19 protein-coding genes and 1 tRNA gene are annotated in these 25,195 nt (G+C 56.2%); 4 read left to right on the top strand and 16 right to left on the bottom strand.

Going from position 1 to position 25,195, the window contains the following annotated elements; all coding sequences use genetic code 11:
• Window positions 1–18: 18 nt before the first annotated feature.
• Genes AC6IZD_RS07425 through glpA form a run of 3 tightly spaced genes read right to left on the bottom strand, consistent with a single transcriptional unit; the run spans window position 19 to window position 3,951 of the window.
• Window positions 19–1,239, bottom strand: a complete 1,221-nt coding sequence (locus AC6IZD_RS07425) for an anaerobic glycerol-3-phosphate dehydrogenase subunit C (protein WP_497787053.1) — start codon at window positions 1,237–1,239, stop codon at window positions 19–21.
• The gene (locus AC6IZD_RS07420; RefSeq protein ID WP_497787052.1) at window positions 1,226–2,323 is read right to left on the bottom strand and encodes an FAD-binding protein; all 1,098 of its coding nucleotides are present in this window, start codon (window positions 2,321–2,323) and stop codon (window positions 1,226–1,228) included. The genes AC6IZD_RS07425 and AC6IZD_RS07420 overlap by 14 nt, the downstream gene beginning before the upstream one ends.
• A 5-nt stretch (window positions 2,324–2,328) precedes the next feature.
• Complete coding sequence (glpA, locus tag AC6IZD_RS07415; RefSeq protein WP_497787051.1) at window positions 2,329–3,951, bottom strand: anaerobic glycerol-3-phosphate dehydrogenase subunit GlpA; 1,623 nt, start codon at window positions 3,949–3,951, stop codon at window positions 2,329–2,331.
• Window positions 3,952–4,578: 627 nt separating this feature from the next.
• On the opposite strand from glpA, the gene AC6IZD_RS07410 reads away from it, so the two are divergent.
• Window positions 4,579–5,244, top strand: coding sequence for a glycerol-3-phosphate responsive antiterminator (locus AC6IZD_RS07410; protein ID WP_497787050.1), 666 nt, complete (start codon window positions 4,579–4,581; stop codon window positions 5,242–5,244).
• 122 nt (window positions 5,245–5,366) lie between these two features.
• The gene (gene pgsA, locus AC6IZD_RS07405) at window positions 5,367–6,008 is read left to right on the top strand and encodes a CDP-diacylglycerol--glycerol-3-phosphate 3-phosphatidyltransferase (RefSeq protein WP_497787049.1); all 642 of its coding nucleotides are present in this window, start codon (window positions 5,367–5,369) and stop codon (window positions 6,006–6,008) included.
• A gap of 22 nt (window positions 6,009–6,030) precedes the next feature.
• Here the strand turns inward: pgsA and AC6IZD_RS07400 are convergent, their stop codons facing one another.
• The 9 genes from AC6IZD_RS07400 to AC6IZD_RS07360 form a co-directional block, all read right to left on the bottom strand.
• On the bottom strand, window positions 6,031–6,576 hold the full coding sequence (locus tag AC6IZD_RS07400; RefSeq protein ID WP_497787048.1) for a type 1 glutamine amidotransferase domain-containing protein: 546 nt from the start codon (window positions 6,574–6,576) through the stop codon (window positions 6,031–6,033).
• A gap of 3 nt (window positions 6,577–6,579) precedes the next feature.
• Window positions 6,580–9,093 (bottom strand): phosphoenolpyruvate--protein phosphotransferase, encoded by a 2,514-nt coding sequence (gene ptsP, locus AC6IZD_RS07395; RefSeq protein ID WP_497787047.1) that lies wholly within the window; start codon window positions 9,091–9,093, stop codon window positions 6,580–6,582.
• A 12-nt stretch (window positions 9,094–9,105) separates the two neighbouring features.
• Window positions 9,106–9,729 (bottom strand): dihydroxyacetone kinase subunit DhaL, encoded by a 624-nt coding sequence (dhaL, locus tag AC6IZD_RS07390; RefSeq protein WP_497787046.1) that lies wholly within the window; start codon window positions 9,727–9,729, stop codon window positions 9,106–9,108.
• A gap of 18 nt (window positions 9,730–9,747) precedes the next feature.
• Window positions 9,748–10,749, bottom strand: coding sequence for a dihydroxyacetone kinase subunit DhaK (dhaK, locus tag AC6IZD_RS07385; protein WP_497787045.1), 1,002 nt, complete (start codon window positions 10,747–10,749; stop codon window positions 9,748–9,750).
• A 58-nt stretch (window positions 10,750–10,807) separates the two neighbouring features.
• Window positions 10,808–11,539, bottom strand: a complete 732-nt coding sequence (locus tag AC6IZD_RS07380) for an MIP/aquaporin family protein (RefSeq protein WP_497787044.1) — start codon at window positions 11,537–11,539, stop codon at window positions 10,808–10,810.
• 61 nt (window positions 11,540–11,600) lie between these two features.
• Entirely contained in the window at window positions 11,601–13,100 is a 1,500-nt protein-coding gene (gene glpK, locus AC6IZD_RS07375) for a glycerol kinase GlpK (RefSeq protein WP_497787043.1), read from the bottom strand.
• Window positions 13,101–13,180: 80 nt separating this feature from the next.
• On the bottom strand, window positions 13,181–14,821 hold the full coding sequence (locus AC6IZD_RS07370) for a glycerol-3-phosphate dehydrogenase/oxidase (protein ID WP_497787042.1): 1,641 nt from the start codon (window positions 14,819–14,821) through the stop codon (window positions 13,181–13,183).
• A gap of 20 nt (window positions 14,822–14,841) precedes the next feature.
• Complete coding sequence (locus AC6IZD_RS07365) at window positions 14,842–16,269, bottom strand: carbohydrate porin (RefSeq protein WP_497787041.1); 1,428 nt, start codon at window positions 16,267–16,269, stop codon at window positions 14,842–14,844.
• 489 nt (window positions 16,270–16,758) lie between these two features.
• Window positions 16,759–16,968, bottom strand: coding sequence for a DUF1059 domain-containing protein (locus AC6IZD_RS07360; RefSeq protein ID WP_497787040.1), 210 nt, complete (start codon window positions 16,966–16,968; stop codon window positions 16,759–16,761).
• A gap of 905 nt (window positions 16,969–17,873) precedes the next feature.
• On the opposite strand from AC6IZD_RS07360, the gene AC6IZD_RS07355 reads away from it, so the two are divergent.
• Window positions 17,874–18,884, top strand: coding sequence for an SDR family NAD(P)-dependent oxidoreductase (locus AC6IZD_RS07355; RefSeq protein WP_497787039.1), 1,011 nt, complete (start codon window positions 17,874–17,876; stop codon window positions 18,882–18,884).
• A gap of 37 nt (window positions 18,885–18,921) precedes the next feature.
• Here the strand turns inward: AC6IZD_RS07355 and AC6IZD_RS07350 are convergent.
• The 4 genes from AC6IZD_RS07350 to nth all read right to left on the bottom strand — a co-directional run bounded on the left by AC6IZD_RS07350 (window position 18,922) and on the right by nth (window position 24,167).
• Window positions 18,922–19,011 (bottom strand) — tRNA-Ser (locus AC6IZD_RS07350).
• Between the two features lie 93 nt (window positions 19,012–19,104).
• Entirely contained in the window at window positions 19,105–22,641 is a 3,537-nt protein-coding gene (metH, locus tag AC6IZD_RS07345; RefSeq protein ID WP_497787038.1) for a methionine synthase, read from the bottom strand.
• 126 nt (window positions 22,642–22,767) lie between these two features.
• Window positions 22,768–23,286 carry an NADH-quinone oxidoreductase subunit NuoI gene (gene nuoI, locus AC6IZD_RS07340; protein ID WP_497787037.1) on the bottom strand — a complete coding sequence of 173 codons (519 nt, stop codon included), beginning with the start codon at window positions 23,284–23,286 and terminating at the stop codon, window positions 22,768–22,770.
• A gap of 134 nt (window positions 23,287–23,420) precedes the next feature.
• Window positions 23,421–24,167, bottom strand: coding sequence for an endonuclease III (nth, locus tag AC6IZD_RS07335; RefSeq protein ID WP_497787036.1), 747 nt, complete (start codon window positions 24,165–24,167; stop codon window positions 23,421–23,423).
• A gap of 107 nt (window positions 24,168–24,274) precedes the next feature.
• On the opposite strand from nth, the gene hemQ reads away from it, so the two are divergent.
• On the top strand, window positions 24,275–25,183 hold the full coding sequence (gene hemQ / locus AC6IZD_RS07330; RefSeq protein WP_497787035.1) for a hydrogen peroxide-dependent heme synthase: 909 nt from the start codon (window positions 24,275–24,277) through the stop codon (window positions 25,181–25,183).
• Window positions 25,184–25,195: the final 12 nt, after the last annotated feature.

Raw genomic sequence — 25,195 nt, 5'->3', positions numbered from 1 at the left:
TGAACGGCCGGAGGAAAGTCAATGTCGAGTGTTCTCGGCGTAGGCGTTGAGCAGAATGTCAGCCGGATGAATGGTCTTAACACCAGTGCCATGCTCGATCTGCATCTGGCAGGTGGCACACTCGGTCACAACGGTCTGCACACCGCTCTCCTCAACTGCAGCGAAGAGCTCACGTCCTACAGCCATGGACACCGGGTACTTCTCCTTCTTGAAGCCGTAAGTTCCAGACATTCCGCAGCAGCCGGCGTTTAGGTCCTGAATCTCGATACCGGGAAGCTGGCTGAGAAGGTGATACCAAGGACGGCCAATGCCTTGAGACTTCTGATGGCACGGAGCGTGATAGGCAAGCTTGAGCCTTGTTGCTGCAGGCTCAAACTGGGTGTTGAGTTTGCCTGCATCCTGCTGCGAGGCGAGTAGCTCGGCCAAGTCGAAAGTACTGGCGGCGATCTTCTCGGCCTTCTCCTTCAGGGCTGGATCGGACTCGAGCATGCGCCCGAAACCTGTCTTGAGCATGTGGCCGCAACTGGAGCAGGCAGTAACAATGCGGGCTCCGGATTCCACTGCGGCAGACATGCTTTCAACGTTATCTTTGGCACGGGTTCGGGCCTGGTCAGCATCGCCGTTGGCGAGCGACGGAACGCCACAGCATCCAGTCTTGGCAACCTCAGGCTGGAAGCCATTGATTTGGAGCAACTCGAGAATCCGGCGCCCAAGATCAGGGTTGTTGTACTGAATGAAACATCCTGGGAAGAAGAGAATACGCTCGCCCTTTCCTTTCGCAGGGCTCGGAGTCTTGAGATTAGGCGTGGTGTAGGACGGGAACTGGCGCTCGGCTCCAATGCCAATGAGACTCGACATGAGCTGCCGTACCGGCTTCAGTCCCAAAGAGAAGTTTGTGACCGCAGGCGCAATGGTGCAGAGCTCGCCAAGGAGCGCGGGGCGCGCAAACCAGAAGTCCCGCAGGCTGCGTATTGGCGATTTCTTGTGCTCCGCTTTTGCACGGGCGATCAGCTCAGAAACATTGACCTCGTTTGGACAGGCAAGGTCACAACGATGGCAACCGAGGCAATACTCCACCCAGTCGGTATCGCACGATATGCCTTCGCGGCGCATGCGTTCAAGCTCAGGTCCGAGCCGCTTGGGTCCGGGATAAGCAGGAAGCGCCGTCACGACAGGGCAGGCAGTATTGCAATCCGAGCATTTCAAACAATTATCGAGTAACACATCATCTGTGCGCATATTGAACTCCTGCTCCCGCTGTGATCATTCCTCCGTGGTATCCGGTAAGAATGGCCACGGCATTGCCAGCGCGCGCACTGCTGTTGCGCAAGATAGCGCCTGCGCCGAAAACATTTCTTGCAATGACTGCGCCCGAAGAATTGACGGGACGAAGATCCTCGTCGAAGCCATGAAGGTCTGGCCCGAGGAGGGTTCCCGAGAATGGACCCGTGGCAAGGATGAGCATCGAGGCTGAGAGCTTCAGCGGTCTGGCCGGACTATCGATGAGCAGACCTTCAAAGTGACCGTTGTGAATCTCAAGCTCTTCGATCGGGAAGCCAGTGAACACCTCGACGTCCAGCTTGCGAAGGCGCGCTTCTAGGCGGTTGTAGAGGCGCATGCCTGGGATAGATGGCGGCAAAGTTGGCACTTCGCAGACCATCGCGCCCAGTTCCCTTTCCAGACGTTCGATCTCATTCCAGCCAGACTTAATGCCAAGAATTCCCGGCAAGATGATGAGTTCGTAGTTGTCGGCTATCGGCTTGAGTGCATCGCGCAGTTCACGACGGAATTCGGGATCGCGGTCAAAACGATTCGCAAATTCCAATGCTCCGGGGAACGTGTTGCTTGCATGCGAAAGCTTGATTGTGTGCGCGGTGTACGAAACACTTTGCCCAAGTTGAGCCGCATGGAACGAAAGGCGCTCCGCCATGAACTTGCTGTCGAAGGACCACAAACCTTCAACACCAACTACGGCTGCACGACTGGCCATTGCGGGGTCACCATTCCAGACGAAGAATGGAGCCATCGATACGGTCTGGAAGCTGCCGAGAATCGTGGGAACGCAGTGCACATGGCCGATTCCACCACGATAGCCGCAACCAGCGACATCGGTGAGATTGGCAAAAAAGTTCACGGCGTTCTCGAGGGAAGGCATAGATGCTTCTCCCCGCTCGAACTGAACCGAACCAGCACCAAAGACGAATGAACCCGGCCCCGTGCTAACAATTGCGACACGCAAGCCACGATGACTAGCGGCTGCCGCAGCGGTAATTCCGGCAATGCCAGCGCCCGCGATGATTACGTCAAATTCATTTGTTTTCACGTGGCTCACCTGCCCTTCTGCTCGTGGAAGTTGTAGGACACTCCGAACAGGTCGTGGCTGAGATAGAGCTGCTCAACTTGTTTGCCATGTTCAATTGCCGACTGCCCCTTCCAACGCTCGTCGAGATAACGCTCGAATTGAGCTGAGGCTTCATTGGAATCCCAGCGATTGGACTGGAAGCCTGCAACCATGGCTTTGAATCCGCAGAATGTTCCCTGGCATGGACCAAAGCCCAACCGAGTACGACGGCCTACGTCGCTGATGGTTTTCGCCGGGATCAACGTCTCGTCGCCTAGCACGTATTCAAGTTCGGCACGAGTGACCAATTCGCATTCGCAGACGACTTCTGCAAGTTCAGGACGGGCTTCGATGGCGCTGACAATCTTGCCGAGCTTCGGCCCGAGACGCTTCCCTGCCTTTTCAACAACCGGCACCGGGAGCAGTCTTTGCGCCTTGTGGAGAACAACATCGCTAGCTTGAGGACGAAGCGGAACCGTGTCGGTAGTGCACGGAACGTTTACACCAAGCTTGCTGCTTACAAGGTCGGCAACCGATTTCGCCATCAAGCGATAGGTCGTGAGTTTGCCTCCGACGATGGAGACGAAGCCGTGAACTGCGTCATTCGCTTCGTGATCGAGCAGTGCGAAGCCGCGGCTGATTTCACGTCCACCGGCACCACTCGCAGCCTTAGGAACGTAGAGTGGGCGCACGCCGGAGAAGATGCGAAGGATGCGTGCGTCAGCGAGTGCGGGAACGAGTTCGATACCGAGATCAAGCAGATGCTGAATCTCTTCCTGTGAAACGGTGAGACCTTCGGGGCCCGGCACCGTGATTGAGCTTGTGCCGAGGATGCAGACCGGACCGGCGGGAACCAGAATGTCCGCATCCCCAGGCTTGCGGCAACGATTGATGACGCGAGTGGATAGCCGATGATTCAGAACGAGAAGCGTGCCCTTGTCGCAACGAACCGGGACTTCAACGCCTGCCATCTCGGCGACTTTTTCGGCCCATCCTCCGGCAGCATTGACGATGAGTTCACAACCGATGTAATTCTCTTCTCCGGTGAGAGTGTCGCGATAGCGAACTCCCTTAACCTTACCGCGATCAATGTCGATTCCATACACCTCGCAGTAGGTTCTGAACTGGCCACCGCGCTCGGCAGCAGACTCGATATTGGAGAGCGTCAGTTGAAAAACATCGACGTGCGCATCGGGACAAGTGAAGGCACCGAAAATGTCGTGAGGAAGATTAGGTTCGAGATTCAAGGCCTCGTCGGCCGAAAGGCGTTGGCTAGGGAGATCAATTTTCTTACAGGACTCGAACCACTGTTCAAAGAAGTTTGGGTCGTCTTGGCGGCACTGAACGAAAAGGCCGCCTGTGTCGTGAACACAATGAGGCGCTATCTGCTTGAGAATCCGGTTTTCGGCAACACACTCTTTGGCCGCTTCCGGATCCTTGACCACGTAACGGCCGCCTGAATGCAGCAGCCCATGGCAACGTCCGGTCGCTCCATTCGCCAGATCCTTCTGTTCCAAAAGGATGGCCGGGATCCCGCGCAGAGACAGATCCCAGAGAATACCTGCTCCGGTGGCGCCTCCGCCAATAATTACCACTCGCGTCTGTTCCATGATTCCTCCTATGCAAGCGAGGCTGCGACATTCCGTTCACTCACGGGTCTGCCCGGACTGGCTGGGCGGACCGGCTTGCGGAGGATGAGTGCAACTTGAGAGCGAGTGCCCTGCTGATTAAGAATTCTGTGTGTTGCGGAAGGCTCTGACGTGAAGACTCGCTGAATGAAGCGATCAATGCAGGGTGCCTAGCCGCAAGCTATACAGACTTAGATCCGGGCTAAAATCTCGCACCGGAAGCAATCTCTCTAGCGGCTTTCGTCCCCCGCACGTGCTGATCTCATGCGCTCTTCACGTGGCGGCGTGGAAGGTCCAACCGTCTCGAATCTTGATACTGCGATGCACAAAAGTCAAGGAAATACGGGCCATCTAGGGACATTTCGCGGGAACTAAGGTCAACGCTCGACAAGTCTGGTCCGCGGAAGCTGTGCTGGTGAAACCCGACGCCTCATCCGTACCATCTACAGTGCCTAACCCGATTCCCCATTTACGTGCAAGGGATGTGATCTTTTCTTTTTCGCGACTTCGGTTATACTTCGTGCACCAAAGTTTGAGCTGCCCGGTAATTTTTTGGGATTGCTGTTACCCAGTGGAATTTCAAGTCGGTACACAAATTGGAGGAACCCAATGCCGTCAGGGCGATCAATGGCGGATCTGGCACGAAAGACTACTGCATACAAGGCAAACAGCGGACCTCAGGGGGCCGGCGCAGCAGCCATGGCAGAACTCGTTCCGATAAAACGCCTGCTGGCAGAAACTCCGATCATTCCAGCCATACGCGATCCGGAGCACTTGGATCTGGCGATAGCGTCTCATGGAAAAGTCATCTATTTCCTCTGCGGGGACCCCGAAAACATAGTGGGGCTGCTGCAAAGGACGTTGGCTGGGGGCAAGATCCCAATTGTGAATATGGACTTGCTGAATGGATTCTCTCGGGACGCCAGTGCCCTCTCATTCCTGCAGAAACGTGGACTGAAGGGCATCATCTCGACCCACCATGAATCCTTCCGACAGGCCCATGCGCTCGGAATGTACGTGATTCAGCGGACGTTTCTGCTGGATCGTGGAGCGATGGAAAGCGTTGCGAATCAGTTGCGGACCACCGCAGCCGACGCTCTAGAGGTATTGCCCGCGATTGCAGCTCCACGGTTGGTGGACTCCGTTCGTTCAATTCGCCCCGAAATGCCGTTGGTGGGTGGCGGGCTGATCCAATCGATGCGCGAGATTGAAGATCTGCTGAAACAGGGGCTAAGCTCGGTTTCCGTGAGCAACACGAAGCTTTGGATTCCATAGTTTCGGTGTAAGTTCCCTCTTTAGAACGCCTTTCTTGGGTAGGCACTATTCGTGTGCGTTGCTTTTCCCGGATGCATCCAGCATAATTTGGAAGGCTAACACCGACTTGGGACTTTAGAAATTTGCTGAACCTGCCAAATACGATCACCTTAAGCAGAATCGGGTGCATCCCGTTCTTGATTTGGGTACTCTCCAGCAGCATCTTCCATCATGGTCAACAGGAACTGCTCGCAGCCGGAATCTTCATTCTAGCGTCGATTACGGACGGTCTGGACGGGTACTATGCCCGCAAAAACGGGCAGATCAGCAGCATGGGAATTCTGCTCGACCCAATGGCAGATAAGCTACTCGTGGCCGCAGGGCTTATCTTGCTGGTCCGCTTTACTCCGAACCTGATGCCACCTTGGATCGTGGTGCTGGTGCTCGGACGGGAGTTTCTGATCACTGGATTGCGAAGCGTGGCGGCGACGGAAGGTTTCGCCATTCAGGCTCGCGATTTAGGCAAGCTAAAAATGGTTCTGCAGATAGTAGCCGTGGTGGCTGCGATACTGGCTCATCGCTGGTATGAGTGGAACTTCCTCGGATTCATTATTGGAGTGGATCTGATCGCACGAATCTCGATCTGGTTCATGCTGGTGGTGTCGCTGATGTCGGCAGTGGACTACTTTATAGCATTCTGGGATCGCGTAGATCGCTCCGCCAGAAGTCACAATCCGGGCGTGATTCCGGCCAAAACAGGCGCCGCGAAAAGTACGGGCGCCTGATCGGCGAAAAGACTTCCCTATCTTATTTTCCCTGCCTCATTACTTCGCTGCTTCTGCTGCTTTCCAGAACCTGCAACACGCCTTTCATGAATGAGGGCAGATCGTCAGGATTGCGGCTGCTGACGAAGTTACGGTCCGTCACGCAGGATGAGCTCTCGAAAATCGCTCCGGAGTTTGTGAGATCGTCCTTGATGCCGAGACTTCCGGTTACACGTACACCCTTGTAAATACCGCTTGAAATTGCCATCCAGCCACCGTGGCAGATGGCGGCGACGAGCTTGTTGGAATGTGCGAACTCGGCTACAAGCTTCTTCACCTTGGGATCGCGGCGAAGCTTGTCAGGAGCCCATCCGCCGACAAGGACTACGCCGACGAAATCGGCTTCATTGATGTCAGCGATAGCGGCGTCACTCTTGCAGGGATAACCATGCTTTCCGATGTAGGTGTGTTCCGCCTCCGGGCCGGCGACAACGACGCGGTATCCGGCTTCCTGCAGGCGGTACTTCGGGTACATGAGTTCCATGTCTTCGTAGGCGTTTTCGATGAATATCAATACGGACTTTTCCATGGCTTAACGATCCTTCTGAACGAGGCCATCGCTGTGGATGAAGCTTTCGACCAGTTTGCGCACCTCGTAGCTGTTGTCCAGGTCCATTGCTTGGATTGCCAGCTTTTGCAAGTCGGCAGTGGAACACTTTCGCATTTCGGCCTTGATGGCAGCGACGCGATTTGGCCGCACGCTTAGGGAACGAACTCCAGCACCTACCATCAATGCGGCCGCTACTGAATCGGATGCCGCATCACCGCAGACGGATACATGGCAACCAGTGACCTGAGCTGCATCACAGATCTCGCGTATGGTACGCAGAACTGCTGGGTGAGCTGTGTCCTGCAAGGATGCGAGGTCAGCATTGCCGCGCTCGCTAGCAAGTACATATTGCGTCAGGTCGTTTGTTCCGATACTGAAGAAGTCGGCAAGATGTGCGAACCGCTCAGCCATCAGAGCTGCCGACGGCACTTCGACCATCATGCCAAGCTTTACGGGCCAGCGATGTGGGACCTTGTTGCGCTCCAGTTCCAGATGAACCTGCTCGGCGAACTCACGGGCGTGCTGCATCTCCTCTGGACTAGTCACCATGGGGAACATAATCCAGACGTCATGGCCATCAACTCCGGCACGAAGAATGGCTCCCAAATTGGAGCGGAAGAACTCAGGATGGCGGAAGGAAAGCCGCAGGCCACGCACTCCAAGGAACGGATTATGCTCGTCTGAGGAAGGCAGATAAGGCAAGGGCTTGTCGGCACCAACATCGGGAGTCCGAATAACTACTGGGCCAGCACCGAGCGGAGCAAGAACTGTGCGAAGAGCGGCGGTCTGCTCGTCTTCTGTCGGCATTGATTTGTTGTTGATGTAAACGAACTCGGTACGGAGGAGGCCTACGCCTTCGGCGCCGTTCGCACGTGCCTGCGCGGCATCCGCTGCGTTACCAACATTTGCGAGCACCTCTATTTGAACCTGATCGCGAGTGAACGCCGGCTCATGGCGCGTGCCTTCAACGGCTTTGCGTTCGGCGAGGAGCAGTTGCTGACGAGCTTCGATTTTTGCGCGCTCCGTGGCTGGAGGATCGATCCACACCTCTCCCGTTGAGCCATCGATGGCAATGATTGTGTTCGGTGAGATCGTCGCGGAGTTGATATTCGCAGCGCCTACGACCATCGGAATTCCGAGGGTTCGCATGAGTATGGCGGCATGGGCGGTGGGGCTTCCTGCGGAGGCCAGTACGCCCAGAACATGCTGCGGGTCGCAGGCCATCGCCTCGCTGGGAAGCAGCTCGGTAGTAAGCAGGATAGCGGGCGGTTCGGGACGAATTTTTGCGGCTTGCGACTCCCCTGCCATGGCGCGCAGGACGCGTACGGAGATGTCGCGAACATCGGCAGCACGGGCGCGCATATATTCGTCATCCATCGAAGCATAGGAGTCGGCCAGCTTGGCACATTCCTCTCGCCAGGCACGCGATGCGGGAACATTCCCGGAATTCACCTTCGCACGAACAGCCTCGAGAAGCACGGGGTCAGTGAGAATCAAAGCTTGTGCTGCGAGGATCTCGGCGGCAGTGCCGTGTGTGGCTTCCGCCTTGAGATCGTGCTGGACTTGTGCAATGGCTTTGCTTAGCGTTGCAAACTCCTCTTGAGGCGCACGAGGCTCAGAATCTTGCGGGAGTGATAACGCAGCGTTGAGGGCGAGCACACGGCCGATTGCGATGCCTTCGGACGCACCGACCGGGCCAGAGGTCGCCTTCTGTTGCTCAGCCAACTTAGGTGCAGGCGTGGGCTCCGATTCAGTCTCGCCGAACCGCCCAGCAGCAAGTTCTTTCAGGCGCGTAGCCGCTTCGGCGGCATCTGTACCACGAATCGTAAAGCGAAGGTTATCGCCTTTTCGCACCTGGAGAAGACTCACGCTGGTGAGACTGCGCGCGGAAGATGGCCCACGGCGACTGGTCTGATTTGTCAGTTGAACATCAGACTGGAAATGACTGGCTGCCTGCACGAGCGTAGCAGCGGGGCGCGCGTGTAGGCCGTGAGGGTTTTCGATGACAACGTCGAACTCGATAGCATTGGCGTCGGGATGCTCCGCTGCAGGTGCTTCAGCAGGTGCAGCGGGCTCCGATTCGGTCTCAAGTTGAGATTGTTTAGGAACGAGTGCGGCCTTCGCTTCCCGCGCTACATCGTCGAGGCTGCCTCCGGCATTGGCTTGCACGGCAGCAGAGACGGCAGCTTCAACCAAGGGTGCGGGAACAAGACGCAGCTTGGATGCGGGGTCCGCGGAAGCATCGAGCAGCTCGAGCGCGGTTTGGGCGCTTAGGACAGCGGAGCCGAGATCCATGAGCACGACAGCGCCGTCACCCTCAAGAAACGGCTGCATGACCTCGGATATGTGAACCGCATCGGTTCCGAGTTCTTCGTGCTCGTCACCAACACCTGCGGCAACAGCAATCGGGAACTCTGGTCCAACCATCTGGAGCACGAGTTCCCGAAGAGCCGTCGCCAGCTTCTTGCTGTGAGAAACCAGGACGATTCCAACCATGATTTTATGACGCTATTTCGCTGCGACTTCAGCGAGCGATTCAAGAAGGATTGCGGAGCTGGTGGCTCCTGGATCCTGATGGCCAATGCTACGCTCTCCAAGGTAGCTGGCACGCCCCTTGCGCGCCAGCAGCGGCGACGTTTTCACCGCGGCGTCTCGGGCCGTCGTCGCTGCGGCGCGCGTCGCCGTAGTGATATCGGTTCCTGCAGATTTCAAAGCTTCGAACGCGGGGGTGAGGGCGTCGACCATAGTCTTGTCACCCAATTCCGCCTTCCCGCGACGGACGATGTCCGCGAGACCAGCGGCAAACACCGACGACAGGGTGGCTACATCGAGCTCCTGCTTTCCAATAGTCTGCTTTCCGAGTTCGAGGAAAAACCCTCCGTAGAGTGGCCCAGCAGCGCCACCGACCGTGGAGAGAAGCGTCATGCCTATGGTCTTAAACATGGCACCGATGTCAGCGGGCGGAGTTTCCAATTTCTTTTTGACGGCGGTGAATCCGCGCGACATGTTCGCGCCATGGTCGCCATCGCCGATAGCGGAATCGAGGTCAGACAGCATGCTGGCATTCTGTTCAATAGCCGCTGCGGCCGTGAGGATCCACGACCGCAGTTGCTCAACGTTCAACGAATTCATCGTGCTTCCCTGTGTCAATTAGATTCCCCAGCGCAATCCTGGAGTGTTGACCGGAGCGTCCCAAAGACTGACCAGATTATCATCGGCGCGCAGAAGGGTGATGGACGTGCCCGACATTTCAAGGCTGGTAATGTAGCTGCCAACCAGGTTGCGAACAATCTTCAACCCGTGCTTTTCGGCAATCTGAGCGGCCTTGCGATAAACGATATAGAGCTCAATGAGCGGAGTGCCACCCATTCCGTTTACGAACAGGATGACGTTGTCGCCCTGCTTAAAAGGTAGATCGCTCAGGATTGGTTCCATCAGCATCTCGGTGATTTGATCAGCGGGAGCGAGTGGTAGACGCTTGCGCCCAGGCTCGCCGTGAATGCCGATGCCGACTTCCATCTCGTTTTCGGCAAGTTCAAACGACGGCTTGCCAGCATGCGGAACAGTGCAGGGCGTGAGCGCCATGCCCATGCTGCGTCCCGTAGCGCGAATGGTGTCGCCTAGAGCTTTGAGTTTTGCCAAATCCATCTTCTTCTCGGCAGCAGCGCCAAGAAGCTTTTCCATCAGGACGGTGAGGCCTACGCCGCGACGGCCCGCTGTGTAGAGGCTGTCCTGCACGGCAACGTCGTCGTCAGTGAGCACGCTTGCGACTTCGATCTTTTCTTCACGCAGCATATCGGCGGCGAGATCAAAATTCATTACGTCGCCGGTGTAGTTCTTCACGATGTGAAGAACTCCAGCTCCGCCATTAACGGCCTTGCTGGCTTCGAACATCTGATCGGGAGTGGGGCTGGTGAATACATGGCCAGGGCACGCTGCATCGAGCATTCCAAGGCCAACAAAGCCACCATGCATCGGTTCGTGACCGCTGCCACCACCGCTAACAAGGGCGACCTTGCCTTTTACCGGAGCATCTTTTCGCGCGATATAAAACGGATCGAGGCTAACTCGGACGCGATCGCCATGCGCTAACTGAATGCCTTCCAACTCTTCCCGAACCACATTCTCCGGAGAATTGATGAGCTTCTTCATGAAACGTTCTCTCCTTGCGGGCGCGGCGCCCCTGAACGGAGCGCCGCCTTGAATGTCTCTACAGAATGCCCGTTGCCTTGCAGATTACCGAGCCGATTCCAGCGCCAATAAGTGGACCAATTACGGGCACCATGGAATAGCCCCAATCCGAGCCGCCTTTTCCTGCGATTGGCAGCACGGCGTGAGCAATACGGGGACCAAGATCACGATTGGGGTTGATGGCATATCCAGTAGGACCACCAAGCGAAAGACCAATGCCCCAAACGAGGATGCCCCACATAAACGGCCCGTATCCAGCGGGCAATCCAGTCGGAGACACGCCCTTGGATCCGAGCGCGAAGCCAATGATCACCAGCATTGCCGTTCCGATGATCTCGGTCAGGAGGTTCAATGGCAGATTGCGGATTGCAGGACCGGTGCAGAAGACAGCAAGCTTCAGGCCCTGGTCAGATGTTTCACTCCAGTGAGGCATGTAAGCAAGCCACACAAAAGCGGCACCTACAAAAGCTCCCAAAAACTGAGCTCCAACTAGCCCCGGAACCTGAGCCCAAGGTGTAGCACCCGCCAATGCCAAGGCGAATGTAACAGCGCAATTCAGGTGAGCAATGCCTCCAACAGCGAGACTCGTGAAAATGCCACAGACGACCGCGAAACCCCAGGCCGCGGTTATCACAATCCAGCCGCTATTCTGGCTCTTGGACTTGTTGAGAAGGACGCCGGCAACAACGCCATCACCGAGAAGAATCAGCACCAACGTCCCGAGAAATTCACCAAAAACTGGTCCGTGCATTTCGAACCTCTCTTTCAATTAGTTTTTTATCTCAACTGCCATTTCTCTGTGGCTCTCGCCGTTATTCGACCCAGTCGAAAGTGCGCGTTACAGCTTTCTTCCAGAAGTGATACAGGGAAGCTCTCTTCTCCTCGTCCATGGACGGATTCCAACGATGATCCTCAGCCCAATTTGCTACTACTTCGTCGGTGTCCTTCAGGTATCCAGTCGCCAATGCAGCCGCATAAGCAGCGCCTAGAGCAGTGGTTTCCTGCACAACAGGACGAATCACCGGACGGTTCAGAATGTTGGATTGGAACTGCATCAGCAGATGGTTGACGACCATGCCGCCGTCAGTACGCAGGCTCTCGAGCTGGATGCCCGAGTCCTTTTCCATCGCGTCGAGCACTTCACGAACCTGGAAAGCCGTGGATTCGAGAGCGGCGCGGGCGATGTGCCCCTTGTTGATGAAGCGGGTCAGGCCGGCGAATACGCCGCGGGCGCTGTCCTTCCAATACGGCGCATACAGACCAGAGAACGCCGGAACGATATAGAGTCCGCCATTGTCGTTGACCGTGCGGGCCAGAGCCTCGATGTCGGAGCTCTTCTCGATAATGCCGAGGTTGTCACGCAGCCACTGCACCAATGCGCCGGTGATGGCGATGCTGCCTTCAAGGGCGTAGATTGCGGGCTTCTTGCCGATCTTGTAGCCGAGCGTGGTAAGCAATCCGCTCTTGGACGGAACGGGCTTCTCACCAGTGTTCATCAGCATGAAGCAGCCGGTGCCATAAGTGTTCTTTGCTTCGCCGGGTTTGAAGCAAGCCTGGCCAAACAGTGCGGCCTGTTGATCGCCAAGGTCGCCAGCAATTGCAACGTCCTTGATCGGGCCGAGAACAGCCTTACCATAGACTTCTGAACTCGACGCAATCTTGGGCAGCACGGACTCGGGAATATTGAACTCAGCCAGAATGTCCTTATCCCAGCTCAGGGTGCTGAGGTCCATCAACTGAGTACGGCTGGCGTTAGTGACGTCCGTGACATGGACTCCACCGTTTACGCCGCCGGTGAGATGCCAGATCAGGAAGGTGTCGATGTTGCCGAAGAGCAGATCGCCTGCTTCAGCAGCGGCACGGGCACCGGGAACGTTGTTGAGGATCCAACGGATCTTGAGGCCACTGAAATAAGTAGCAAGAGGAAGACCGGTCTTCGCACGATAACGGTCCTGCCCACCATGTGCGCTAAATTCTGCGACGGTGTCAGCAACGCGGGTATCCTGCCATACGATAGCGTTGTAAACCGGTTTGCCAGTCTTCTTGTTCCAAACAACCGTGGTTTCACGCTGGTTGGTGATCCCGATGCCAGCGAGATCGGAGGGCTTCAGGCCCTTAGCCTGCATCGCTTCGCCGATTACTTCCTCGACGCGACGCCAAATTTCGGCGGGATCATGCTCAACCCAGCCGGGTTTTGGATAGATCTGCTCGTGTTCTTTCTGTGCAACGCTGACAATTCGTCCAGTCCGATCAAATACCATAAAACGCGAACTGGTTGTTCCCTGGTCGATAGCTCCAATGTAGTCTGCCATTTCGTTCATCCCCTATCTTTTGTGAAGATCTGCGCATCGTGACGGAGAGTCCTCCTCACACGTGCGTCGTCAGAACGTAATTACTCGATCCCGGCGGTATGGAGCAGATGCTGGACTGAACCAACGTAAGCGTTGATGGCTTCGTTAGTTTGTGCTTCAGTCCAACCAAACTCCCGGGCCAGCAATTGGCCCACCACGGGTGCAGCTTGTTCGGCTTCCTTCCAGCTATGGAATTGCACACCTATTCTTCGAAGGAGAATGTCTTCGATTGTCTGAGCCATCTCCTCACGAATTGCGTAAACCACCTCGGCCCGAATGGGAGCGCCACCCGGTGTGATCGGCTGCAGAAGTTGCGGTTCCCGCTTTGCCAGTTCGAGCACCTTGGGCGAATCTGTGCCGAACTTTGTTGCGAGATGGTGGGCAGTCTCGGGGGACAACTGGTACTCGTTTGCCAGTTGCTTTGAATACTCCGGTGAAAATCCTCTCGCGCCAGTAAGAAGAAAATCGAGCGTTCTACACGGAGCCTGCTTGCCAGGTAGGGCTTGCTGGGCGTGATTGATGCCGTCCTCGGCCATAGCGCGATAAGTAGTCCACTTTCCACCAAGAACACTGACGAGACCACTGGCGTGATCAACTTCTACCTCGTGATCGCGAATGAGTTTCTTGGTATTCACTGCATCTTTCGACTTCACGAGAGGCCGCATCCCCGCATAGGCGGAAAGCACGTCCTTCGGCATCAAGTTCACGTTCAAGTACTGATTGACGTACTTGAGCAAGAACCTGACTTCTTCAGGCGTGACGACCATCTCGTCCGTGAGTTTGGCTTCGTCATCGGTCGTGCCCACTAGCAGGCGACCTAGCCACGGAATGGCAAAGATCACACGTCCATCCTCAGTCTTGGGGATCAGCAGAGCCGATGAGCTCTGGATCGCCTCGACTGGGAGGAGCAAGTGGACACCTTTGCTCAAGCGCAAGCGCTCGGGCATTGCGGGATTGGCCATGAGCCGAATGTGGTCGGCGAACGGGCCCGTGCAGTTTACGAACACACGAGCGCGTATCTGGAAATGTTCACCGGTTAGCTGGTCCTCGATTTCAAGGGTTTTCAACTTGCCGGAAGAATCCTTTCCGAAGCTCACAGCCTTGGCGTAGTTGATCAGTTCCCCGCCCTGCTGAGTGAAGGTCTGCGCCAGAGTGATGCCGAAACGCGCGTCGTCAAACTGACCGTCGGCGTACGACACAGTCCCAACCAGCCGCTCGCTCCGCAAGGACGGCATGCGCCGAAGCGACTCCGACTTCGACAGCATGCGGCTGGGAAAGAGACTTGCTGAACCGGCAATCCAGTCGTAAGACTTCATGCCGATGGTGAAATAGAACAACTCCCAGGAGCTGTAGCACGGGACCAGCAACTCCAGCGGATGAGCAAGGTAAGGCGCACAACGCAACATGTGAATGCGCTCGTGCAATGCTTTCCTCACCATCGTGTACTGGCCGTAATCCAGATCGGACACGGCTTGCTGTAAGTATCGGACGCCGCCATGGACGAGCTTAGTGGAGGCCGATGAGGTATGCGACACGAAATCGGACGCATCCAGCATCACCGTGGCAAGCCCGCGCAGTTGTGCGTCGAGAGCACAACCCGTGCCTGTCGCACCTCCACCAATCACACACACGTCGAACGTCTTTTCAGTTATTGCCTGACGTGCGCTTTTACGGCTTCTCATCCAGCACTCCAGTCTGAGTTCTAGAACGTTGTCTGCAAACGGAAGCCAGCATTCGCCGCTGCACCCACTCTGCGTCCGCCTACGTTTGCGTAGTACTGATACACGGGCTGGAGCAGGAACCATGGGAAGACTTGAATCTTGTAATTCACCTCGAAGGCCTTCTCATCCTCAAGCCGACCGCCAGGGGTTAAAGCAGCAAGCCGGTTGAAGTCGCTGCCGATTTTGCTATAGACAAAGCCGAAATCCAGGCTGTCCTTGGCACGACCAGGGATCGGTCCGTTAAAGACCAGTCCGCCTGTAAACTCGGTCGGAACTTCACTCATCTTTTGCGGGCCGGTGTTGAAGCCGAACGTGACGTCGAGGCCACGATTGCTGCCTGCAGCTACACGGTAAATAGGCTGGTTCGCCTGGACGTAAATCGTGTAGTTTCCGCTTTCGGTTCGGCCAGTGCTGTAGTTCGTGAAGCCACGACCACCGTTGTAGATAGCGCCGACCTTGATGATGCCGGGATAGCTCTTGCGGGTGGTAGGCGCATTAGGATCGGTATAGAAACCAACTTCGGTGTCCCAAGTGGAACCGAACGATCCGTTGCGATACTTGAAGCCGGTTGGATACAGCGGCGGGTGAGTGGTGTGCAGTGGATCGCTCGGAGCAAATTCGCGGCTAGACGGCATGAACCATCCGGTCTTGACGTAGTAGCTCTTGCTCGGAGAGATTTTCAGTTCGGCACCTGGACCCGAAGAAGGATCGTAAGAAGCGCGAACATTGCCCATGTTGCCGTAGTTGTAATCCAAAGGCTCGATCAGGAAGCTGCCGCCGTATTCCTGAATGCCGTAGAAGTCCTGAGACGCCATCAGACCTGCAGTGACAGTGACCTTCTGGTTCGCAAACTTCTGTTGCAACCAAATGGAGTCGATTCGGAACTGGTGGAAGCTGACCAGACCGCTAGGATTGGCGATGCTACCGATTACGCCACCCATGTTGGAGCCGTTCTGCCAAAGTCCAGTAGCGTGGAAGCTGAGACCCTTTGCAGACGACATCTTTCCGAAATCCAGGTCGATGGTGCCGCGGATACGATTCCAGTTGTTGAACACTTCTCGTGTGCCAGCTGGACGCCGCACATCATCCAATGCATCGGTGATGTAGAAGAAGTTGAAGGTGAACCCCTTGTCGGCCAATCTCTGGCGCTCTGGTCCCCAGTTCAACATGTAGTCCTGATGCATGAACATCATGCCACCGGATGGAGTTCCAGCCGCTGGAGATGTGGTTTCGGCCTGTGTGTCAGCGGTGGGTGCCGTAGCTACTGCTGTATCAGTTGTCGCAGGCGGTTCCCCGGCAAGTGCGAAGGTGGGGAGCGCTAACGCTATCACGATCAACGCATAGCCGGAAACAACCGCAAGCTTTCCGAAACCGCTACGAAGACCACAAAACAGTGGAGATCTCGCCATTACGTTCTCCTTTTAAGTGTTTCCAATTCTCAAGATTCGCCCTTTATGCACTTACGACAAAAGCCGCCCGCGGCATACACGTATTCCTGTGTACGTAACGGGCGGCTTCTCTACTCTCTGCCGCAACCCGAGGAATATACCACTGGTTCGAACAGATTGAATATGGGAACGATTATTTTTTTGTATCGATATAGATACAACCCGACATGAAAGAGCAGCTTCGCGGTTCGAATCCGGCAGAACGTTGCTGATTTAAACCTACTTTTCAACAGTCACAGGAACGGCTGCAGATTTAGGAAAAATAGAACCGCTCGGTACACTTCTCAACGCGTCCTTTCGGGACACGAAACAGTCAATGTCAAGAATCTAAGCCCAGAGGTCGATGAATACAGCGCAAAGCTTAAGCTTTCACGAATTCGGAACTATTGCGCAAAGCTATGCACATCGAATACAGCAATTGCTGCGCGTCGGATGGAATTGTTTTGGCAGCTAGGCAGCTTCTTCTTTGACCAGACCTGTGTCTTCATTGCGCAGCATTGAACGAAGCTGCTCTCTTAGAGCCGGCGTGTTGCGGTATCCGTGAGACTCAACCGCATGCTCGACTGCGAGGTCAAGCACTTCTTCTTCATCGCCAAGGGTTGCGAACTCACACGGAATTTCGGCGGGAAACCAGCGGCAATCCATCACCTTGCGGCTCATCGGGTAGTCCACTTCTTCGCTGAGTTTTACTTTCCGGTAGAGAAGAGGTTATCCGGAGCAGGACAAGTGTTCAACGCTGCTCGAGTGAGTTTTTCTGCGATAAGAACATTTTTTCTGCAGCTCAGGGCCGAGTGTGAGGCACCTCACTTTTGTTCGGGTCACGGTGAACAGCATTACAGCTTTCCGTGCTTTACGGTATCCATAACTCAGCACAAAGCAGGTTGTCATGGATTTGAAGTGCGCTAACCACTGGTGTCCTACGGTAAGGCAACAACACGAGGGAAAGCTCTTTCGGCTAGATCTAGACATAGGCAGCAAAGCTGGCGCGGACGAATATAAGACGGAGTTCGTGTGGCTTTGTCCGCATTGCGCGAAGCTGATGCACCCTCAAGTGGAAGTCACGGGTGATAAGGTTATACTGCGGCTGGCAAAAAACGACACCCCGAACCTGAATGCAATTTGTCAGCGTGCTAACTGACCAACGGAAAGTAGGAATTAAGGGCCCAGGGATGACACATAATCAGGCACGCCAGAGCAAGGCCACCCCGCGTTCTCCACTTCCGGGGTTCATGCATAAGACGTTGCCGAACGGAATTACGATCTCAACATGCATGGCCTGCACGCAATCGATTGGCAGCCCGACTCCGGCAAGTTTGAGGATGGCGGAAGAGAATCATCACTGCACCGCTCGCAAGCAGCGGTAGCGACCTGTTTCACTCCAGCAATAAACCCTGCCATCTGACGTCGGCGACATAGTACCCAACTCACCGGCATTCAGCATTAGTCCCAGCACACTCCTTGAGCAATGCTGAGCGCTCATTCGGCTACGCACGATATGGGCGGCTCTTGTCCAGGTGCGGCCAACTTTCTCCGGGACGAAGAATCACACCTAGCGGAGGAAGTCGATGAAGACTCTCGAGTTGAATAATGCCGTAGTCGTAATTACTGGTGCTTCGAGCGGAATTGGTCGCTCAACGGCCATTGAATTCGCTAATCAAGGGGCTAACCTCGTGCTGGCCGCAAGGCGTGGGAATGTTTTGGAGGATCTTGCAAGGGAGTGCGAGAAGCGCGGAGTCCGCGCGATTGCTGTGCCGACCGATACCGCAGACGAGTCGCAAGTGGAGCGACTGGCACAACGAGCGATTCGAGAGTTCAAGCGAATCGATATCTGGATTAATAACGCTGCCGTAGCGCTGTTGGGGCGATTTGATGAGGTGCCCTCCGACCTGTTCCGCCGAGCGGTGGATGTGGTGCTGATGGGCTACATATGGGGCGCACGAGCCGCGATCCGGCAGTTCCGTAAACAGGGCAAGGGAGTGCTGCTGGAGGTCGGTTCGCAAGGGGCACATACGCCACTGGCAAACGCAAGCGCATATGTCATTCCCAAGTGGGGCGTGCGGGGACTCGACTCGTGTTTGAGGCAGGAACTGGCGGGAACGAATATTCACGTGTGCAGCGTGTACCCGGCCAGCATTGACACGCCTTTTTACCAGCATGCCGCGAACTTCACAGGCCGCGTGCCAAAGACGATGGTTCCCTCCTACAAAGCCCAGGAAGTAGCACAGGCACTGGTGGATCTGGCGCGGCGTCCAGAGCGCGCAAAATTTGTGGGGACGTCCTCGCTGGTGTGGTCGACCTTCGCGGCGTTGATGCCGGGCCCTTACGAGCAGATACAGGGTCGACGCGGGTGGAAAGCGCATTTCACAGACGAAGCCGCACCTAACACCTCGGGCGCTTTGCTGAAGCCCATGAAGGGCACCGCACAGGTGTCGGGAGGCTGGAAAGAAAGACAGGGGAAGACAATGGCTCAGCCCGCAATCGGAATGGCCGGTATAGCAACAGCTTTGGGTGCGGCTATGTGGCTCTGGAAGCAGGTGCAAGGGCAGCAACGACGCATGGAGCATCAAGTTGCATAGTGGATTGAGGAGAACTACAGCGCTAGAAAGGAACGACTGGCGGAGAGGGGGGGATTCGAACCCCCGGTGGAGTTACCCCCACGTCTGATTTCGAGTCAGGTGCATTCAACCACTCTGCCACCTCTCCGCGGCGCAGAACGGGCGAATGCCCGCATTGCGAGTGTAACAAATAGAGATGGATTCCGTCACGTGGGGGCTGTGGAAGCCCCCACACCTTTGACTAGACGACGAAGTATTTCGCGTTTGAGTGATGGACGACGATGGCCGAGGTGCTCTGCTCCGGCTCAAGCAGGAAGGTCGGCGTAAGGTGAACACCAATATTCTGCTCCGGACGGAGGAGAGCGAAGAGTTTGGTCTGGTCCTCCATGTTGGGGCAGGCGGGGTAGCCGAAGCTGTAGCGCGAGCCGCGATATTTCTGATGGAAAAGGTCGTTGATGTTGGGCGAGTCATCGGCAGCGATGTTCATCTGCTGGCGGATGCGCTGATGCAGGTATTCAGCGAGTGCCTCGGCGGTTTCGACAGAGAGCCCGTGCAAGTAGAGATAACGCGTGTACTCGCCGCGCTCGAAGAGGCGCTGTGTTTCGGCGCTGGCCTTTGGACCAATGGTGACAATCGAGAGACCTAGCACGTCAGCGCGGCCGGTGGACTGCGGCGCAAAGTAATCGGAAATACTGAGGCGGCGACCTTCGGACTGGCGTGGGAAGGTGAAGCGCAGCAACTCGGGGAGCTTCGCGGGAAGCGGGCAGCCTGCCCGGAGCGTGCTAGCGTCGAAGCTGGGGCTCGCGTTGCGGAATTCGTCGAGCGAGAGACCAGGCTTCGGGGCGTAGACGATGAGGTCGTTGCCGTTGGACTGGCAAGGGAAATAGCCGTAAACGACCTTAGGTTCGAACCAGCCGCAGTCAATGGCGTCCTGCTCAAGAGCGGCGAGGACGGGCTTGTACTTCTCTTCGACGACGCGCACGTAGTCGGTCTGCGAAGCAGTCTTGAGCTGCCACTGATTCTTGAAGAGCGCGGTCAAATTGATGTACTTGAACAGCGTCTTTAGATCGAAATCGGATTCGGTGCGCACACCCCAGAACGGCGGCTGAGGGATTTCGGCTGGAGGCATCGGGTCGCGTGGCTGCTGCGGAAGATTTGCATCAGCGACGGCCTTCGCTCGGGCGAACTCCTTTACCACAGAGCCGACTTGGATGGTGGCTTCCCGCTGCGGTCCGCTGAGTTCCTCCATAGCGTGAAGTCCGGCGAAAGCGTCTTCGGCGTAAAACACGGCGGAGGAATATTCACGGCGGAGATCATCTTCAACGTACTTGCGCGTGAGTGCCGCACCGCCGCAGATGACCGGATACTTGAGGCCGCGCATCTCAAGATCCTGAATGACGTACTTCATCTCCAGCGTGGATTTCACCAGCAAACCGCTGAGGCCGATGGCGTCGGCGTGGTGCTCCTGCGCAGCGTGCAGGATGGCCTCGGCTGGCTGCTTGATGCCAAGATTCACGACCTTGTAGCCGTTGTTCGTGAGGATGATATCTACGAGGTTCTTTCCTATGTCGTGAACATCGCCCTTCACGGTGGCAAGCACCATGGTCCCCTTCTGCGAGCCCTCGGTCTTCTCCATCTTGGGTTCGAGATAGGCGACGGCGGTCTTCATGACTCCAGCGGAGTCGAGCACGGAGGGAAGCTGCATCTTACGAGCGCCGAAGAGGTCGCCGACAGTGCGCATCGCGTCGAGCAGAATGTTGTTGATGATGTCGAGCGGCGTGTAGGTTTCGAGCGCTGTGTCGAGGATCTGCTCGATGGTCTGGCGCGAAGCGTTCTCTCCTATGCCTTTTTCGCCGTGGATGATGCAGAACTTGAGTTTGTCTTCGACGGAGAGTGACTCGACCTGCGCGGTGGGCTCGGCTTCCTGCTTCCCTTTCATCGCGGCGAAATGAGCCATGTAGTTTTGGAGCGGATCGCCCGCAGTGCGGTCGGCGTAAATGAGCTTGCGCGCGAGTTCGACCTCAGCCTCGGGAATCTTGTAAAGCGGATAGATCTTTGTGTAATTGACGATGGCCATGTCGAGGCCGTGATCAACGGCTTCGCGCATGAAAACCGAGTTCAGAACTCGACGCGCGTAAGCATTGAGGCCGAAGGAAATGTTGGACACGCCGAGAATGGTCTTGCATTCGGGCAGCGCCTTCTTGATGCCTTCGACGGCTTTCAGGGTTTCCATGCCAGCGGTGCGATAGTCGTCCTGTCCAGTGGAGATGGGCAGCGTGAGCGCGTCGAAGATGAGGTCCTGCGGCTGGATACCGTACTTTTCGACTGCGAGTTGGTAGATGCGCTTCGCAATCGCGATTTTCTTTTCAGCGGTGAGCGCCATTCCCTCTTCGTCGATCGTGAGCGCGATGACTGCTGCGCCATAACGCTTCGCCATGGGCAGGACGCGGCTCGTCCGCTTCTCGCCGTCTTCCAGATTGATGGAATTGATGATCGCCTTGCCGGGCACACGCTTGAGTGCCTCTTCCAGTACTTCGGCCTCTGTGGTGTCGATGAGGATGGGTGCGGGCACTCGGGTGGCAATTTTCTCGAGCACGTTGGCCATGTAGGCCTTCTCGTCTTCGCCGACGATGGCACAGCAGAGATCAAGCATGTGCGAACCGTCGTTCACCAACTTCTTGGCGAGTGTGAGAATGCCGTCGTAGTCGGAGGCGTGCACCATATTGCGGAAGTGCTCAATGCGCGTCGTAGTGTTCATCTCCTCGGCAACGATGAGCGGCTTGGGGTCGAGGTCGAGGGGGACAGTGCTGTAGGCGCTGGCCGCGGCTGCCGTGGGTTTGATGTCGCGTGCTGCGGGCGTAATTCCGCTGACCGCTTCGACGACTGCCTTCAGGTGCTCGGGAGTGGTGCCGCAGCATCCGCCAACAATGCGGACGCCGTAGTCTTCGACGAAATGCTTGTGATAAGCACCGAGTTGCTCAGGCTTGAGCAGATACACGGCGCGCCCGCTAACGTTCTGAGGCAGTCCGGCATTGGGGAGCACGGAGATGATCTTCGTCGAATTGACGCCGAGATAGCGGACCGCGTCATTCATTTCGAGTGGGCCGGTTGCACAGTTCAGACCGATTGCATCCACGTCGAACGCCTCAAGTGTGGTGAGAGCAGCGCCGATCTCGGTACCAAGAAGCATGGTGCCGGTTGATTCCAGCGTGACCTGCACCTGCATGGGGACGCGGCGGCCCACGTTCTTCATGGCGTCAAAGCAGGCAGCGATGGCGCACTTGGCCTGCAGAATGTCCTGGCAGGTTTCGACCAGCAGGACATCGACGCCGCCTTCGATGAGGGCCTCGGCTTGCTCGACATAGGCGGCGAGCATGGCGTCCCAAGTGATGTGCCCGAGAGAAGGAAGCTTCGTGGTAGGGCCGATGGATCCGGCGATGAACCGTGGACGGGTCGGAGTCGAGAACTGATCGGCGACTTCGCGGGCGACCCTGCAGGCAGCGAGGTTTAGTTCGCGAGTGCGCTCTTCGAGACCATATTCGGCAAGAACGATGCGGGTGGAACCGAAGGTATCGGTTTCGACGACGTCGCAACCAACCGAGAAGAAGGCGGCGTGGATGTCACGTATGACATCAGGGCGCGACAGTACGAGCAGTTCGTTGCAACCTTCCTTGCCCCAATAATCGTCGGCAGTAAGGTTGCGGAACTGAATGTTTGTACCCATTGCACCGTCGTACACAACGACGCGCTCATTCACGGCTTTAAGAAATTCGCTCATCAGAAATAGGGATCCTTCGATTCAGAAATAACAGGATAGCTGAAACGAAACAGGAGTGGTAACCAGATGCAAAAGCCGCTTCAGCTTTGCAGGCCTGAAGCGGCGGTGTGAGTTATACGATGCGAATCAGCGCGCCAACGCTCTCTGTTTCTCTGCATCGCTCGCGTTGAAGAGCGCATTCTCGCCTTCGTGCGCGGGAGAGATGGCGAGGAGCTGTTCTTTGCGATAAATTAAATTGGTCGCGTTATAGGTGGCAAGCTCGAACCCGTGCCCGTGAGTGATGGCGTCAGTCGGGCAAGCTTCGACACAGTAGCCGCAGAAGATGCAGCGGTTGTAGTCGATGTTGTAAACCTTGGCGTAGCGCTCGGCGCTGGAGATTCGGTTTTCAGCCGTGTTCTCGGCGGCTTCGATGTAAATACAGTTCGAAGGGCAGGCTGCGGCGCATAGAAAACAGGCTACGCACTTCTCCAAACCATCTTCATCCCGCTGGAGCACGTGCAGGCCGCGGAAGCGCTCCTGGAACACGGCTCCGCGCATGGGGCCTTTACCATCTGGGTAGTTTTCGACTGTTGTTGGTTGGAACATCTCCCGGAAGGTGATGCTCATACCTTTGGCGATTGCCGCTATGCTCCGTAGAACGCTCATGTGCCCCCACAGTGACGAAACAGTATAAATGCTCGGCCGAGATTCGGCCAGCCGCACGAAGAGCGTTCTCCGGACCGGAGATGAGAGACACTACCCACCTAAACTCAACAGGAGAGTTTAGGGCACCCTGAAGTTCATGCTTTTTTGCCCATCGCGCCCTTGTGCTGCTCAACCGTGGACCACGTCTTGTCCTCGGCGTGGCAGAGTGTTTCGAGAGGACAGTCCACACACTTGGGAGCACGCGCGACGCAGAGAGCGCGTCCGTGAAGGATGATCTGGTGAGAAAAGTCTATCCACTTGGATTGCGGAATCACCTTCATTAGGTCCTGCTCGATGTTTCCGGGGTCCTCAGACTTGGTCAGTTCCAAACGGCGCGAAATACGGTGAACGTGAGTATCTACAACGACGCCTTCGGCGCGGCCGAACCATGAACCGAGCACAACGTTCGCTGTTTTGCGTGCGACGCCCGGAAGCGAGAGCAGTTGTTCCATCTGATCAGGGACTTTCCCGCCGAACTCAGACATAACTTTGCGGGCAGCACCAACGATGGACTTGGACTTGTTCCGGAAAAAGCCAGTGCTGACGATCATTGGCTCGACCTCTTCCGGTTCGACTTTGGCCAGCGCCTCGGGGCCGGGAAACTTCTTGAACAACTCCGGGGTGACCAGATTCACGCGCACATCCGTGCACTGGGCAGAAAGGATCGTCGCCACGAGCAATTCCCACGCATCGCGATGGTTAAGCGCACATTTTGGAGCAGGATAGGTCTGGTCTAAGATCTCGAGGATCTTCGTCACGCGCTCAGGCGCTAGCGGATTGTATTTGGAGTTGCTGCGTTTCGCAGGAGGCTTGGGAGAAGCTTTCTTTGCAGTCGTGGCCATGGCTCAAGGAGAAAATAGTATCACTCGGCAGCGCGGAACCCATCAGCAGGGCTCGCGTTACAATGGATGGCAATGTGGTCAAAGAAAGTCGGGGATTTCAAAACAATATGAGCACGAGCGAACAACAGGGCGTAAGTGTGCAGAGCGCAGAGCTACCCGCCGTTCCATTAACACTGGAAGGATCCGCCGTATTGCATCAGTTTTTCCGCTTTCGCTGGACACAATGGAGAGCGGCCTCTAGCGAAGATCGGGCGCGGATCACAGCAGAGGCCCAGGGCGCTCTTGAACAGATGGAAGCTGCTGGGTCGGCAATGTTCTCTATGTTCGGCCACAAAGGCGACATTCTGTTTGTTCACTTCCGGGATGATTTTGAGGCACTAAACCAAGCCCAGTTGACGCTGAATCAGCTTGAGTTGATGAACTACTTGGAGTCGGCGAGTTCGTATGTATCAGTGATCGAACTGGGGCTGTATGACTCAACAGTGAAGCTCTACAAAGCTCTTACGGCCCAAGGTGTGGAACCTCATTCGCCTGAATGGAATGAGGCGCTGGAGGAGTCTATGCAGCGTCAGCGCGAAGCCATGCACGTCCGGCTATTCCCAAAAATTCCCGAGAGCCGATATCTCTGCTTTTATCCGATGGACCGCAAGCGGGGAGAGCAGAAGAACTGGTACACACTGCCGATCGAGGAACGTCAACGGCAGATGGATTTGCACGGCAAGATTGGGCGGCGGTACGCGGGAAAGGTGCAACAGTTCATCAGTGGCTCGATCGGGTTCGATGATTGGGAGTGGGGCGTCGATCTGTTTGCCGACGAGCCTGTTGTGTTCAAGAAACTGATTTACGAGATGAGGTTTGATGAAGTCAGCGGAGTGTTTTCGAATTTTGGTGCGTTCTCCGTCGGTATCCGGTGTGGGGCAGGCGAATTAGGGACGCTGCTCGAAGGCCGAACACCCAAAGCGCTTCCGAAAACAGAACAGGCCCGACTGGGCCGCCCGGGCAGACCGCAGCAGTAAAGGGGATGCGGC

It is taken from the genome of Koromonas humicola (genome assembly GCF_059726255.1).
Note: the sequence above shows the minus strand (reverse complement) of the source record. Positions and strands in the feature narration are given on the sequence as shown.

Coding starts and splice junctions, on each gene's coding strand:
- AC6IZD_RS07400 (WP_497787048.1), bottom strand. CDS start 6,576: ATGGAAAAGTCCGTATTGATATTCATCGAAAACGCCTACGAAGACATG.
- nuoI (WP_497787037.1), bottom strand. CDS start 23,286: ATGAGCGTTCTACGGAGCATAGCGGCAATCGCCAAAGGTATGAGCATC.
- AC6IZD_RS07355 (WP_497787039.1), top strand. CDS start 17,874: ATGAAGACTCTCGAGTTGAATAATGCCGTAGTCGTAATTACTGGTGCT.
- nth (WP_497787036.1), bottom strand. CDS start 24,167: ATGGCCACGACTGCAAAGAAAGCTTCTCCCAAGCCTCCTGCGAAACGC.
- AC6IZD_RS07360 (WP_497787040.1), bottom strand. CDS start 16,968: ATGAGCCGCAAGGTGATGGATTGCCGCTGGTTTCCCGCCGAAATTCCG.
- AC6IZD_RS07370 (WP_497787042.1), bottom strand. CDS start 14,821: ATGAGAAGCCGTAAAAGCGCACGTCAGGCAATAACTGAAAAGACGTTC.
- AC6IZD_RS07380 (WP_497787044.1), bottom strand. CDS start 11,539: ATGCACGGACCAGTTTTTGGTGAATTTCTCGGGACGTTGGTGCTGATT.
- AC6IZD_RS07365 (WP_497787041.1), bottom strand. CDS start 16,269: ATGGCGAGATCTCCACTGTTTTGTGGTCTTCGTAGCGGTTTCGGAAAG.
- glpA (WP_497787051.1), bottom strand. CDS start 3,951: ATGGAACAGACGCGAGTGGTAATTATTGGCGGAGGCGCCACCGGAGCA.
- glpK (WP_497787043.1), bottom strand. CDS start 13,100: ATGGCAGACTACATTGGAGCTATCGACCAGGGAACAACCAGTTCGCGT.
- ptsP (WP_497787047.1), bottom strand. CDS start 9,093: ATGGTTGGAATCGTCCTGGTTTCTCACAGCAAGAAGCTGGCGACGGCT.
- hemQ (WP_497787035.1), top strand. CDS start 24,275: ATGAGCACGAGCGAACAACAGGGCGTAAGTGTGCAGAGCGCAGAGCTA.
- dhaK (WP_497787045.1), bottom strand. CDS start 10,749: ATGAAGAAGCTCATCAATTCTCCGGAGAATGTGGTTCGGGAAGAGTTG.
- AC6IZD_RS07425 (WP_497787053.1), bottom strand. CDS start 1,239: ATGCGCACAGATGATGTGTTACTCGATAATTGTTTGAAATGCTCGGAT.
- dhaL (WP_497787046.1), bottom strand. CDS start 9,729: ATGAATTCGTTGAACGTTGAGCAACTGCGGTCGTGGATCCTCACGGCC.
- metH (WP_497787038.1), bottom strand. CDS start 22,641: ATGAGCGAATTTCTTAAAGCCGTGAATGAGCGCGTCGTTGTGTACGAC.
- AC6IZD_RS07410 (WP_497787050.1), top strand. CDS start 4,579: ATGCCGTCAGGGCGATCAATGGCGGATCTGGCACGAAAGACTACTGCA.